The organism is Paenibacillus sp. F4, from assembly GCF_002894905.1.
GTDB lineage: Bacteria > Bacillota > Bacilli > Paenibacillales > Paenibacillaceae > Paenibacillus > Paenibacillus polymyxa_B.
Genome location: NZ_POVS01000006.1, coordinates 47,968 through 60,884, shown reverse-complemented (window position 1 = coordinate 60,884; position 12,917 = coordinate 47,968). Strand labels below are relative to the sequence as shown.

General features: G+C 42.4%; 11 protein-coding genes. 6 read left to right on the top strand and 5 right to left on the bottom strand.

Annotated features, from left to right (window positions below):
• The first annotated feature begins 22 nt into the window (after window positions 1-22).
• Complete coding sequence (locus tag C1T21_RS02770; protein ID WP_103047119.1) at window positions 23-1,144, top strand: RDD family protein; 1,122 nt, start codon at window positions 23-25, stop codon at window positions 1,142-1,144.
• Window positions 1,145-1,366: 222 nt separating this feature from the next.
• Window positions 1,367-2,407, top strand: a complete 1,041-nt coding sequence (locus C1T21_RS02765) for a CdaR family transcriptional regulator (RefSeq protein WP_103047118.1) — start codon at window positions 1,367-1,369, stop codon at window positions 2,405-2,407.
• Between the two features lie 173 nt (window positions 2,408-2,580).
• On the opposite strand, the gene C1T21_RS02760 is transcribed toward C1T21_RS02765, so the two are convergent.
• Both C1T21_RS02760 and C1T21_RS02755 read right to left on the bottom strand, forming a co-directional pair.
• Window positions 2,581-3,726, bottom strand: a complete 1,146-nt coding sequence (locus C1T21_RS02760; RefSeq protein WP_103047117.1) for a glycerate kinase family protein — start codon at window positions 3,724-3,726, stop codon at window positions 2,581-2,583.
• A gap of 21 nt (window positions 3,727-3,747) precedes the next feature.
• Window positions 3,748-5,043, bottom strand: a complete 1,296-nt coding sequence (locus C1T21_RS02755) for a GntP family permease (RefSeq protein ID WP_013312693.1) — start codon at window positions 5,041-5,043, stop codon at window positions 3,748-3,750.
• Window positions 5,044-5,358: 315 nt separating this feature from the next.
• Between C1T21_RS02755 and C1T21_RS02750 the strand changes: the two genes are divergently transcribed.
• The 4 genes from C1T21_RS02750 to gnd all read left to right on the top strand — a co-directional run bounded on the left by C1T21_RS02750 (window position 5,359) and on the right by gnd (window position 10,507).
• Window positions 5,359-6,090 (top strand): GntR family transcriptional regulator, encoded by a 732-nt coding sequence (locus C1T21_RS02750; protein WP_103047116.1) that lies wholly within the window; start codon window positions 5,359-5,361, stop codon window positions 6,088-6,090.
• The gene (gntK, locus tag C1T21_RS02745) at window positions 6,083-7,621 is read left to right on the top strand and encodes a gluconokinase (protein ID WP_103047115.1); all 1,539 of its coding nucleotides are present in this window, start codon (window positions 6,083-6,085) and stop codon (window positions 7,619-7,621) included. Before C1T21_RS02750 ends, gntK begins: the two co-directional genes overlap by 8 nt.
• A 27-nt stretch (window positions 7,622-7,648) precedes the next feature.
• Window positions 7,649-8,995 (top strand): GntP family permease, encoded by a 1,347-nt coding sequence (locus tag C1T21_RS02740; RefSeq protein WP_023991059.1) that lies wholly within the window; start codon window positions 7,649-7,651, stop codon window positions 8,993-8,995.
• 108 nt (window positions 8,996-9,103) lie between these two features.
• Window positions 9,104-10,507: a decarboxylating NADP(+)-dependent phosphogluconate dehydrogenase gene (gene gnd / locus C1T21_RS02735; protein ID WP_103047114.1), complete on the top strand. Its 1,404-nt coding sequence runs from the start codon at window positions 9,104-9,106 to the stop codon at window positions 10,505-10,507.
• 168 nt (window positions 10,508-10,675) lie between these two features.
• Here gnd and C1T21_RS02730 read toward each other — a convergent pair whose 3' ends face one another.
• The 3 genes from C1T21_RS02730 to C1T21_RS02720 form a co-directional block, all read right to left on the bottom strand.
• A complete protein-coding gene (locus C1T21_RS02730) occupies window positions 10,676-11,563 on the bottom strand; it encodes a class I SAM-dependent methyltransferase (RefSeq protein ID WP_103047113.1) in 888 nt (295 codons plus the stop codon).
• A gap of 279 nt (window positions 11,564-11,842) precedes the next feature.
• On the bottom strand, window positions 11,843-12,214 hold the full coding sequence (locus tag C1T21_RS02725) for a DMT family transporter (protein ID WP_103047112.1): 372 nt from the start codon (window positions 12,212-12,214) through the stop codon (window positions 11,843-11,845).
• Window positions 12,214-12,765, bottom strand: a complete 552-nt coding sequence (locus tag C1T21_RS02720; RefSeq protein WP_103047111.1) for a TetR/AcrR family transcriptional regulator — start codon at window positions 12,763-12,765, stop codon at window positions 12,214-12,216. Before C1T21_RS02720 ends, C1T21_RS02725 begins: the two co-directional genes overlap by 1 nt.
• Window positions 12,766-12,917 lie beyond the last annotated feature (152 nt).

Sequence of the window (12,917 nt, the reverse complement as noted above, 5' to 3'; positions counted from 1 at the left end):
TTATTAAGAAGAGGTGTATTTTTTGGACGAACAGCACATATCACACATTCCGCAGGAAACTTCAAGACAGACGTACATTCGGCATGGTCAAAATTATGGGGTAGATCCAAACAGGATGGCGGCGTTATCAAAAACATACGGGAATTCTACTCTGTTTAGACGGTGGGGAGCAACAGTTTTTGATTGCATATTTTTTGTAATCGGGTATATTTGTTTTTTTATTTCTGTCATTCAAATAACGGACAGATGGTTTTTGCCTTTAGCGATTGCAACCCGTTGTATTCTGCTTATTGCTTTCTTCAGCTATTATTTGCTTTTGGAAGGTTACACAGGCTATACGCTGGGTAAGTTCGTCTTTCGTATTAAGGTGGTTAACGGGGAAGGAAGGCCTCCTGGTTTTCTTAAATCACTCATTCGTACGCTGCTCAGGCTAATAGACACCAATCCATTGCTAATGGGTGGGATACCTGCTGGTATCAGTGTGTTAGTAACTGCATCAAGACAACGAATTGGTGATTTAGCTGCAGGTACATATGTTGTAAAGGTACGGGATTTAGAGCCGATTAGCAAAAAGACAATGAAACGTTCGCTCTTTATATTTTTTACCGCAATGGTGATCTTGGGAGCCTCGTTTGTAAATGCTATTTTTATACTTGCAGACAGTTACGTACCTCCTGAAGCTCCGGTGAGCAAGAAAGAGCAAAGCTATGTAAGTAAAGATGGACGTTTTCAGATCTCAGCCCCGCTAGACTGGTCAACAGACCCGGACCGTGAAAAAATAACTGATATTGCGATATTCAATCCGTACATTCAAAAATCCGTTGCGGTAGTATCCAATTCGAAAAAGGAATTGGGCAATGTAACTCTCCAGCACTACACAAAGAAAATTCAATACAACATGACCAAAGAGTTTAATCTCTCTACTGTAGGACCTTCATCTAACACAACGATTCATGGATATCCTGCCATTGAGTTTACGATTAAAGGACAAAAAGATGTGAACCATTATGTCACCCATGTAGCGATTATTGAGACCGAAAAGGATTACTACCAGGTGCTTGGATATGCACCAGCGTCTAAAGACGGCCGTTTAAAGCAAGAACTACACGACATTATCTATAGCTTCCGGGAGGTTCGTCATTAGTCAGCGTGGCTGGCAATAAAAAGGATAGACACAAAAAGCAGGTGCTCCTATGAGCCCTGTTTTTTGCGTACAACGATTCTTCACATCTATGATAAAATGGACTGACATGTTCGACAACCTGCCTTATCATGTTGTTCAGATGCACAATATATTGGAAGCCCTTTCATAAAGTTGGTACATTAAAATACGCTATATCACTATAGATAAAGGAGGAATCCGGATTTGTTTCAGCTCTCCGAAAAACAAGCCCAAGACATCGTAGACAAAATGATGAAGGATATTCCATACAATATCAATATAATGAATGAACGAGGCATCATCATTGGCAGCGGCGAGAGTGAACGAATCGGGACCATTCACCAAGGAGCTGTTCAGGCACTCGAAACTGGGAAAATGGTTGAAGTGTGGCAGGATGGCCACTATGAGAAAAAGGGAACCAATGAACCGATTGTCATTCATCATGAGCTAGTTGGTGTCATTGGTATTTCAGGCAATCCCGATGAAGTGCGTCCTTTTTGCAATATTGTTAAAACTACGGTGTCTCTCCTGATTAAACAGCGCATCTCGTTGGAGCATCTGGCCCACGAAGCCAACCGCAAAAAGTCTGTGCTGGAAATGTTGTTAAATCATCAGGGAGCCTATACGCAAAAAATAAAAAAAGAAGCAGCTCAATATCACATTGATTTGCTTCTAAAAACTTCGGCTGTATATGTAAAGTATCTGCCTGCTGATCCAGCTCATTTAGCCGAATTGTCTAATATATTCATGCAGCATCCGTCCTTTCGTATGGAGGAAGACTGCTATCTCATCCTAATACAAAATCAGGAGCCGACAGACAAACTGCTAGAGCCACTTGTACGCAGCCATCCCGATGTGCTGATTACGGTCAGCAGACAAGAGCACAACATTGCGGATGTTTTTATGCAAGCCAAATCAGCTATGAATGTTTTACTGGCTTTGCGCCCGCCTGTGCAGAAAATTTCTTTTGCGGAAGTCGAATTTCTAGTCAAATTGAGTCAAACGAACCTGACGAACACGATCTATCTGGTCAGCAAGCTGGAAGATACTGTGGATTTGCTGGATACGCTGCGAAGCTTTATTAATCATAACGGCAGTGTCTCCTTTACCGCAGATGAATTAAATATTCATCGAAATACGCTGCAATACCGCCTGAAGCGCATCCATACCTTAACCGGTAAAGATCCCCGGAATCTCCTTCAGCTCTTTGAGCTTACGCACGGCTTATTGGCACTGTATCAATGAACTGCTGTTTCACGCCAGACCATGCGCCAGTAATATCATATTTCCGCTCGCCGTCACTCCCAAATTCCTCAGCCAATCCGGCTTTGGCTAAGTTCGGGATTACAGGCGAGCGCTCGTATTATATCGTATTTGTATGATGCCGTTTTATGTTTATAACCCTCTTCTCCATCTGTTCATTTCTCGCTGAACTGAAGTACTCTTGCGATATTCTCGCACGTACGCTCTACGTTTTGCGGCCCTTCGGCCAGCAGCTTACCGAGCTCCGAGGCTCCCGGCACGATGCCAAACACCGCATCTATCCCTTCCTTGTACAACGTGTCGATCCCTTCCCCGATATAACCTGCGACCGCAATGACCTTTTTACCAGACTGTTTTGCCGCCTGAGCTACTCCATAAGGAGTTTTACCGAATTTGGTCTGAAAATCAATACCGCCTTCCCCCGTCAAAACGATATCGGCAGTGGCGAGCTTTTGTTTTAAACCGGTGTATTCAATCACAATTTCAATGCCTTTTTGCAGCGCCGCCTGAGTGAAAATCAATAAGCCCGCACCCAATCCACCTGCTGCGCCTGCGCCTGGGAGATCGCGTACATCCTTGCCCAGCTGCTGCTTCACCACATCGGCGTAATGGGCAAGATTGGTATCCAATTGCTGCACCATCTCCGGGGTTGCTCCTTTTTGTGGCCCGAATACTTGAGATGCCCCATGCTCTCCGCACAGCGGATTTGTCACATCACAGGCTACAATCAGTTGTACCTGCTGCAAGCGGTCATCCAGTGATGAAATATCAACACTGGCCAGCTCGCCCAGACTACCGCCGCCGCGCGGAAGAGTATTGCCTGTTGCATCCAAAAATCTGGCGCCCAGCGCTTCCGCCATTCCTGTACCGCCATCATTCGTTGCGCTTCCGCCAATGCCGATAATAATTTTTCGAATTCCCTGGTTCAGGCATTCACGGATTAACTCCCCTGTGCCGTAAGTTGTTGTCTTTAGCGGGTTTTTGTTATCCTTGTTGACCAGATGGATTCCACTAGCAGATGCCATCTCGATTGCCGCCGTAGTACCGTCTCCTAGCAAGCCGTATACAGCAGTTACAGGTTCACCAAGCGGTCCTGTCACCTCGATATAACGAATCTGTCCGCCTGTCGCATCCACCAGTGACTGCACCGTTCCTTCACCGCCGTCCGCCATCGGTACATGCACATAATTCGCCGCCGGATAGACCTTGCGCAGTCCTTTTTCCATCGCGATACACACTTCTTTAGCCGTCATGCTTTCTTTAAAAGAATCTGGTGCCAGCACAAATGTTTTCTCTCTCATCTTGTCACCCCATCGTGAATATTAAAGTAAAAATCCATACATGAGTGTCGCTACAATTGCCATCGTTCCACCCACAATAGCTTCGTAAGGAATCAATCCCATCCGTTGTTTAATGCTCATTTTCATGCTGTCTGCTGTGACGTGAAAATAGTTGCCCTGTGGCAAGGAATCAATGACGGTAGCACCTGTATGCACCATCACAGCTGCAGCGAGTGGGGCCGTTCCCATGTTCAGAATGGCTTCCCCAAACGAGCCTGTCGCCAAAATAACGCCCGTCGAGGTGGACGCCGTGGCAGCTGCCATCAGAATACCTGCAAGCGGTGCCAAAAATGTACCGGAAACTCCCGAAGCTTCAATCAGACCAACCACCTGAGCAGACAAATTGGAGGCAGAGATCAGACCCGCAATCCCGCCTGCACCGATCAAAATCAGCACGGTCGCCGTCATTTTATTCAGACCGGAGGCCGAATACTTCAGGATATTGCGCCCTTGTCCCATGGCCAGCATACCCACAATCCCAGCGATCGGCAAAATGTACATCGCATCCACCTTGAAATTCGAAAGTGCTTCAATACCAGAGATGGAACCAATCGGGTTAATCATCAGCAAAATAACAGCTACCAACGGGGCTACAATCGCCCGTCCCAACGCCGGGTATTTCGATGTATCGACATCACTGTCCATGATATCCTGGTCGGACACCTTCACACCTTTGGTTTTCAACATAGATGCCACCAAAACAGTCATGATTAAACCGCATATCGCAGGAACCACACCCGCCAACATCACGTGGCTTAAATCCAGATTAAATCCGCGCGCCGCCGCAATCGTATTAGGATTGGGAGAGATGATGTTCCCCGCTTTTCCGCCCCCAGACAAAGCCAACAGGAGCGCCAGCTTGGAAATCCCCATCTTGTTACCGACCGACAATGCAATAGGTGCCACAATCAGCACGGCAACGGGAATAAATACACCTACCGCCGTAATAATCATCGTCGCCAAGGCTAGTGCGAGTATCGCTTTACTGCCGCCGAACTTCTTTACAATAGCCTGCGCAATCGTCTCCGCCGCCCCAGATTCCATCATTACGCCTGCCAATACACCTGCGGCAAGCACACGAATGACCGTCCCCATCACACTTTGCGTACCGCTTATTAACACGCTGATCGTCTGCTCCAGATTGGCTCCGCCCAATAAAGCGCCTACAATAGCTCCCAAAAATAAAGCGTAAACCGGATTCAGCTTTCTTAATATCAGAATAATTGCAATAGCCAGCCCTGCCAGAGCTCCTATCCAACTGATCGTCAATCCTTCCATCTGTCTAACCCCCCGGGCAATTTTTGATTACGCTTTCATTATATCGATTGCCGCACGTTAAAAATATTGAAGAACAGACGAAATTGATTGTGCATTTGCACATATAAAAAGCCCATCTTCTCCAATCAGAATCAAGACTTACGAAAAATTTATATCTTCATATTAAATACTTGCGGCCACATAATATTCGTAAACCCATCAAGCTTAGAAAAATATCAGACGAACACACACAAATTTAATGTATACGCTTGCAAATTTAAAATTTCAGATTATAATACCTGTATACAAGTATACTTGATTAATTGAGAAGGTGAAATGATGGTCGAATCAGAATTCCTATATCCCTCCAAATGGCTTTTAAAAGCCTCTGCTGGTGATCGCGTAACATCCGAGCTTAGAATGCGCATTATTTCTGGCGGTATTGAAAGCGGTACCATATTATCTGAAAATAAACTAGCTGCTGATTTCACTGTAAGTCGCTCACCCATTCGTGAAGCGTTAAAAATACTGGCATCCGAAAATATCATTCGATTAGAAAGAATGGGAGCCGTTGTTATTGGCCTATCAGAAAAAGAAATAGAAGAAATTTATGATGTCCGTCTGCTCATAGAATCCTTCGTATTTGAACGTCTTGTAAAGATGGACATTGATGATTTGGCGAAGGAACTTAGTAAAATACTCGAAATGATGAAAGTCGCCATCAAATATGGTGATGCTGATGAGTTTTCATATCAAGATGTCTTATTCCATGAAACGATTATTCGTGCAGTCAATCATTCCCATATTCTGATGATTTGGAATAATTTGAAGCCTGTTATGGAAAGTCTCATTCTTCTGTCGATGCGTATGCGTTTCAAAGAAAAGTATGAAGATTTTACACGGATTATAAACAATCACGAACTTTATATTGAAGCAATCAAAGCAAAAGATAGAGACCTCATGATCAAGTCTTTACATGAAAACTTTGATGATGTTCAAGGTAAAGTAGAAGACCTATGGATGTCACAACAAATGCTATCTAAAGGAGTCGTGCAACAAAATGACTAACTATATGTTGGGTGTAGATATCGGGACCACAAGTACGAAAGCCGTTCTATTTAGCGAAAAGGGCGAAGTCATCCAACAAGAGAATATTGGATACCCGCTTTATACACCGGACATAGCGACAGCTGAACAAAACCCAGAAGAGATATTTCAGGCTGTCCTACAGGCCATTTCGAATATCATGAAACATCACTCACAAAAAAAGCTATCGTTTGTTTCATTTAGCAGTGCCATGCATAGTGTCATTGCGATGGATGAAAATGACCTCCCACTTACGTCTTGTATCACTTGGGCAGATAATCGAAGTGAAGCATGGGCACATAAAATAAAAGATGAGCTGAATGGCCATGAAGTCTATAAACGAACAGGAACACCCATTCACCCCATGTCACCCTTAACGAAAATAGCCTGGATTGTGAATGACCTTCCTGAAACCGCTGTCAAGGTTAAAAAGTATATCGGAATTAAAGAATATATTTTTAAAAAGTTCTTTGATCAATATGTAGTGGATTATTCCCTAGCTTCTGCCATGGGCATGATGAATCTAGAAAAATTAGATTGGGATGAAGAAGCATTAAAAATTGCTGGTATAACCCCTTCTCAATTATCTGAGCTCGTGCCAACAACCAGGATATTTACCAACTGTGATTCAGATTTAGCAAAAAAGATGGGGATCGATCCACAAACATCGTTTGTCATTGGAGCTAGCGACGGAGTCCTTTCTAATCTAGGTGTTAATGCGATACGAAAAGGCGAAGTTGCCGTCACAATCGGGACAAGCGGTGCCATTCGAACCATTATAGACAAGCCTCAAACAGACGAAAAGGGAAGAATATTTTGTTATGCCTTAACAGAAAAGCACTGGGTTATTGGGGGGCCGGTGAACAATGGCGGGATGGTCCTTCGCTGGATCCGTGACGAGCTTGCCTCATCAGAAGTAGAAACAGCGAAAAGACTAGGAATTGATCCATATGATGTACTAACCAAGATTGCTGAACGTGTAAGACCAGGATCTGACGGATTGTTATTCCATCCATACCTGGCTGGTGAACGTGCGCCATTATGGAACCCAGACGTACGTGGCTCATTCTTCGGTTTGACGATGTCACACAAGAAAGAACATATGATTCGCGCAGCCCTAGAAGGAGTCATTTACAATTTGTACACCGTATTTTTAGCATTAACCGAATGTATGGACGGTCCTGTGACCCGAATTCAAGCTACTGGAGGCTTCGCAAGATCAGATGTTTGGCGGCAAATGATGTCTGACATATTCTCATCTGAAGTCGTCGTTCCAGAAAGCTACGAAAGTTCTTGTCTAGGAGCTTGTATTTTAGGCTTGTATGCCACCGGAAAAATCCAGTCCTTTGAAGTCGTTTCTGAAATGATTGGCAGTACCAACAAACATACACCAAAAGAAGAAGCAACCAAGGAATATAGGAAATTGCTGCCGATTTTCATTAACCTATCCAGAGTATTAGAAGATGATTATACACGGATTTCCAATTATCAAAGAAGCTTAATTAAACACTAAAAAGATAAAAAGCAGGGGGTAATTACAATGCCATTAGTTATCGTAGCGATTGGAATTTTAGCATTATTAGTTTTAATAATGGGCTTCAAATTGAATACCTTTATTTCATTAATCATTGTATCGTTCGGCGTCGCTTTAGCACTTGGAATGCCATTAGAGGAAATTGTCAAAACCATCGAAGCCGGATTAGGCGGAACCCTTGGTCACTTAGCGTTAATCTTTGGACTTGGAGCGATGTTAGGTAAGTTGATCGCTGATTCTGGTGGTGCTCAACGAATTGCCATGACCCTCGTAGACAAATTTGGTGAAAAAAATATCCAATGGGCAGTCGTAGCTGCTTCATTCATTATCGGTGTGGCGTTATTTTTTGAAGTAGGATTAGTATTGTTAATTCCAATCATATTTGCCATTTCAAAAGAATTAAAGGTTTCTATCTTATATCTCGGTATTCCGATGGTTGCAGCTTTATCCGTAACACATGGTTTCTTACCTCCACATCCAGGGCCAACAGTTATTGCTGGTGAATATGGCGCGAACCTTGGTGAGGTTTTACTTTACGGCTTCATTATTGCCATTCCAACTGTTATTTTAGCCGGACCTGTATTTACTAAGCTTGCCAAAAAACTCGTACCTGCATCATTTACGAAAACGGGTAATATTGCCTCTTTAGGTGAACAAAAAGTATTTAAATCCGAGGAAACTCCGGGATTTGGTATCAGTGTATTTACTGCAATGCTTCCTGTTATTTTAATGTCTATTGCTACGGTTATTACTTTGCTTCAAAAAACAATGGGATTTGAAGATAGTAGTTTACTAGCAGCGATCCGTTTTATTGGTGATGCATCAACTTCCATGTTAATTTCCTTACTGGTAGCTGTCTACACCATGGGAATAGCAAGGAAAATTCCAATCAAAAATGTAATGGCATCTTGTACAACGGCTATTACTCATATTGGGATGATGCTCTTAATCATTGGGGGTGGCGGAGCCTTCAAACAAGTACTGATTAATGGCGGCGTAGGTGACTATGTAGCTGAATTATTCAATGGAACTACATTATCACCCATCTTGCTTGCCTGGATCATCGCTGCAATATTACGTATTTCCTTAGGTTCTGCAACTGTTGCAGCTTTAACAACCGCTGGTTTAGTTATTCCGATGTTAGGACAATCCGACGTTAATCTTGCTTTAGTTGTGCTTGCCACGGGAGCGGGTAGTTTAATAGCTTCACATGTTAACGATGCTGGTTTCTGGATGTTTAAAGAGTATTTTGGTTTAAGCATGAAAGAAACATTTGCAACATGGACATTGCTTGAGACCATCATTTCTGTAGCTGGATTAGGATTTATTTTAGTACTAAGTTTATTCGTATAAACCATGATTCCCGGGCGGTAGATCCCCCCACTTATTTTTCTTAGAATCTTCTAAGCCTATAAGTGAGGATCTACGGCCTATTCATTTCAAATAAAAGGAGCAGAAAAAATGTCCAACACAATTGGTGTCATTGGTTTAGGGGTAATGGGCCGTAATATCGCCTTAAACATGGCTGGTAAGGGTGAGCAAGTCGCTGTCTATAATTATACGAGGGATTTAACTGACGATCTTGTTAAAAAAAGTGAAGGTCACCCCATCCATCCCTACTACGAAATTCAAGATTTTGTTTACTCCTTAAAAACTCCAAGAAAAATCTTCCTTATGGTAACAGCGGGCAAACCGGTCGATTCGGTAATAGGTACATTAGTACCCTTTCTTGAAGCAGGCGATGTGATCATGGACGGTGGTAACTCCCATTACAAAGATACGGAACATAGATATGATGAATTGAAGTCAAAAGGAATCGGTTATTTAGGAATCGGTATTTCCGGCGGTGAAGTTGGGGCTTTAAATGGACCTTCGATCATGCCTGGTGGAGATAAAAACGTATATGAAAAAGCAGCTTCTATTCTAACAAAAATAGCAGCCCACGTGGACGGAGACCCTTGCTGTGTTTATATGGGTCCAAAAGGGTCCGGCCACTTTGTAAAAATGGTACATAACGGAATCGAGTATGCAGATATGCAGTTAATCGCAGAAACCTATACATTTTTAAGAAAAAGGTTACGTTTATCTGTGAATGAAATTGCTGATATCTTTGAAATATGGAATCAAGGGGAGCTGAAAAGTTATTTAATCCAAATCACAGCAGAGATCTTACGGAAAAAGGATGATGTAACAGGCTTACCACTAATCGATGTGATTCTTGATAAAACAGGGCAAAAGGGTACAGGTAAATGGACAAGCATTCAAGCAATTGACAATGGGATCCCATCATCCATTATTACAGAGTCATTGTTTGCCCGTTACATCTCCTCTTTAAAAGAAGAACGAGTTTATGCAGAAAATATTCTAACAGGACCCGGGATTGATCAGCGAAGTTTAGATAAAGATGTGTGGATTGAGTACATTAGACAAGCTTTTTATATGGGTAAAATTTGTGCCTACGCGCAAGGATTTATACAATATAAAATGACTTCTGAACTTTACGGATGGAATTTACCTTTAAAGGATATAGCCCTTATTTTCCGTGGTGGTTGCATCATTCGTGCCGAATTCTTAAACGTAATAAGCGAAACATATCAAGAACAGCCGAATTTGGCTAATCTATTAATCGCCCCGTATTTTGCTGAAAAGGTTAAAGAGTATCAAAAAGGATTACGAAAAGTTGTCTGTGAGGGTATTAATTCTGGTACTTCGTTTCCATGTTTAAGTGCTTCACTTACTTATTATGATAGTTACCGGACAGGCATTTCGAATGCTAACCTTTTGCAAGCACAAAGGGATTATTTTGGTGCCCATACTTATGAACGAAGTGATGCAGCAGGATCCTTTCACACAAACTGGCAGTGATCCATAGTCGTAGTAAATCTCCAGAGCCCTAATGCAGTGGTTCTTCCCTTCATTAGGGCTCTTATTTTGAATACATTTTCCCCACAATGCTCTTGTGTCTATATTATGTAACAGACGTTGAGATTCTGAAGGGCAAGGGGAATAAATAGAAGCTACATGACAAAACGATTAATACATGTGCTGATTCTTTATACGGACCAAAACCTTACCAAAGCGCCCCCCTTGTTGGACAGGAATTCTCTTTCCTGCGTACGTCCTTCTTAAATAAGTTTCGGCCTTCTGTAATGACTGTTCATCTGTCGGCATCCCAAAGAATGAGAACCAGCCTAATGTATGTTTTACCGCCTCGTCCACCGACATCATTACCGTTTGGGTTTCACGAGTAATCAGGGTTTGAAAAGAATAGCCATATATATTTAATAGTTGGATGATATATGCCATATCTGACGTTTGTACTAGGTCCTCTTTTATTCCGACTACAGGGCGCAATTCCTGAATCAGACTATGCTCCTTAGGCCCAGCACTCGTACTGATGTAACAAAACTGGCTGGCACAGGCGAGCGCCTTCTCTACCATTTCCCAACCGAAAATGGCTGGACACATGGATGCAAACACCAGATCGAATTTGTTTTGCCATCTGTTCGTCTCAATAGATAACTCCTCAAATTGTTCCCGCACGATTTTAATGTTTTCCTTTATCGATGGCTTAATACTCTCTTCCATTAAGGCTGTCAACGGTCCTGAAGGCTCAACGGCAGTAACATTTGCCCCTTCCTCTGCAAAAGGAATACTGAAGACACCGGAGGCAGCACCAATATCTAGGATAGAGGAGTCTTTAATGGTAACTCCCTGTGTCCTTAGCCATCCCATAATTCTGGTTGTTCTCTTTATTCCCTCTTCATTAAATGCCTGCTCGTGGAAGCTTCTTGCCCTCGTCATATCATCAAACGAATGAGCCGGTACCGTTCCCGCTCTAAGCATTCGATTTACACCGGCTTCCGGATCGTTAATCCAAGCAGCCTTCCATACTTCGGGATCAAATAAAGACTGGGTCATATTAATTAGACATCCCTTCTACTAATTAGATTTTAAAGTCTACTAATATCTACACCTTGCTTCCGTATGGTGGTGAATATGAAGCACCCTACAATCGATATTATAGACTTATTATATCTGTAATTCAATCAAAAAAATTCACATGCTGATTTAGTTCCCTGGATTAGCTGCAGCACTGACTAAGAACTATACCCTCACGCCGAACGGCGCAAGGACTTTCTCGACGAATGCCCTTGTGCCTTCAAGCGTGTTTGTATCCTCGGCCCGAAAATTTTTATTTTATTTTTGAACGATTGAACTCGTCGTTTCTGCTGTACCTTTTGCCTCACCATGTCCTGCACCAAATAGGTTCAGTACCACCACGCCAATAACAATTAAAGCAATACCTGCGATACTTCCTGTATTGATTTTTTCTTTCCAAATCAATACTGAAATAAGCGTTGTAGCAACAGCTCCTGCACCTGACCAGATGGCATAAGTCATATTTAAAGGAAGCGTCTTAAGGGATAGAGAGATAAAGAAGAAAGAAATCACGAACGCCACAATTGTGAATAGAGTCGGATACAGTCTGGTGAAACCTTCTGAAGCTTTAAGCATTGAAGTTCCAACAAGTTCACCAACAATAGAGATTGCCAAGAAAAGATAAGCCATTATTCATTCTCCTTTATATATGTTTTCAATTCTTCCATCATTTTTTGCCTCATTTCTTCATTGGGAGGAGCAAGCCCAAACATTTCAGCAAACCATAAGCCGTCTATAGCTAATCGGACGATCGTGGAACGAACGGGATCCAATTCGTCGTTTTCGATTTTATTTTGGATATTCTCATACTCGTCCTGAAGTAACTTTAGCATGTGAGGGTTCGTAAACTGTGCTGCTGAAAGAGCGGTATACAGGTCACTTGCATTCCGATCGCCAGAAAATGATGTATTCATATACGCGCGAGTCCATCTTCCTTGGGAATGCATATCGTTTTCTGCTCTCTCATTAAATTCGGAGACAAAGCTGGTCGATAGTTGTTCAACCATTCCCAAAATCAATTCATCTTTATTCGGAAAATGGTAAAGCAATCCTCCTTTACTTATTCCCGCTTTCTTAGCCACCGCTTCTAACGTTAATTTCTCTACTCCTTCTTCGTGCACAATCATCGAGGCCGCTTTAAGAATTAATTCTCTTTTTAATGCTTTTTTAGTTGTATTCATATTGATCACCCCTCTTTACTATACCGTCCAGACGGTTTTATTTCAACCAGAAAATACGTTTAAGCTAAATAAAAAGAAGCCTTGGGCGTATAACATTTCAGCCAAGACTTCGTCAAATAAACATCTACCCAGCCCAGACATTTGGCAAAAGT

Excerpts from the sequence above, each read along its gene's own strand:
- C1T21_RS02760 (WP_103047117.1), bottom strand. The coding sequence starts at position 3,726 with ATGAGAGAGAAAACATTTGTGCTGGCACCAGATTCTTTTAAAGAAAGC.
- C1T21_RS02755 (WP_013312693.1), bottom strand. The coding sequence starts at position 5,043 with ATGGAAGGATTGACGATCAGTTGGATAGGAGCTCTGGCAGGGCTGGCT.
- C1T21_RS02750 (WP_103047116.1), top strand. The coding sequence starts at position 5,359 with ATGATGGTCGAATCAGAATTCCTATATCCCTCCAAATGGCTTTTAAAA.
- gntK (WP_103047115.1), top strand. The coding sequence starts at position 6,083 with ATGACTAACTATATGTTGGGTGTAGATATCGGGACCACAAGTACGAAA.
- C1T21_RS02740 (WP_023991059.1), top strand. The coding sequence starts at position 7,649 with ATGCCATTAGTTATCGTAGCGATTGGAATTTTAGCATTATTAGTTTTA.
- gnd (WP_103047114.1), top strand. The coding sequence starts at position 9,104 with ATGTCCAACACAATTGGTGTCATTGGTTTAGGGGTAATGGGCCGTAAT.
- C1T21_RS02730 (WP_103047113.1), bottom strand. The coding sequence starts at position 11,563 with ATGACCCAGTCTTTATTTGATCCCGAAGTATGGAAGGCTGCTTGGATT.
- C1T21_RS02725 (WP_103047112.1), bottom strand. The coding sequence starts at position 12,214 with ATGGCTTATCTTTTCTTGGCAATCTCTATTGTTGGTGAACTTGTTGGA.
- C1T21_RS02720 (WP_103047111.1), bottom strand. The coding sequence starts at position 12,765 with ATGAATACAACTAAAAAAGCATTAAAAAGAGAATTAATTCTTAAAGCG.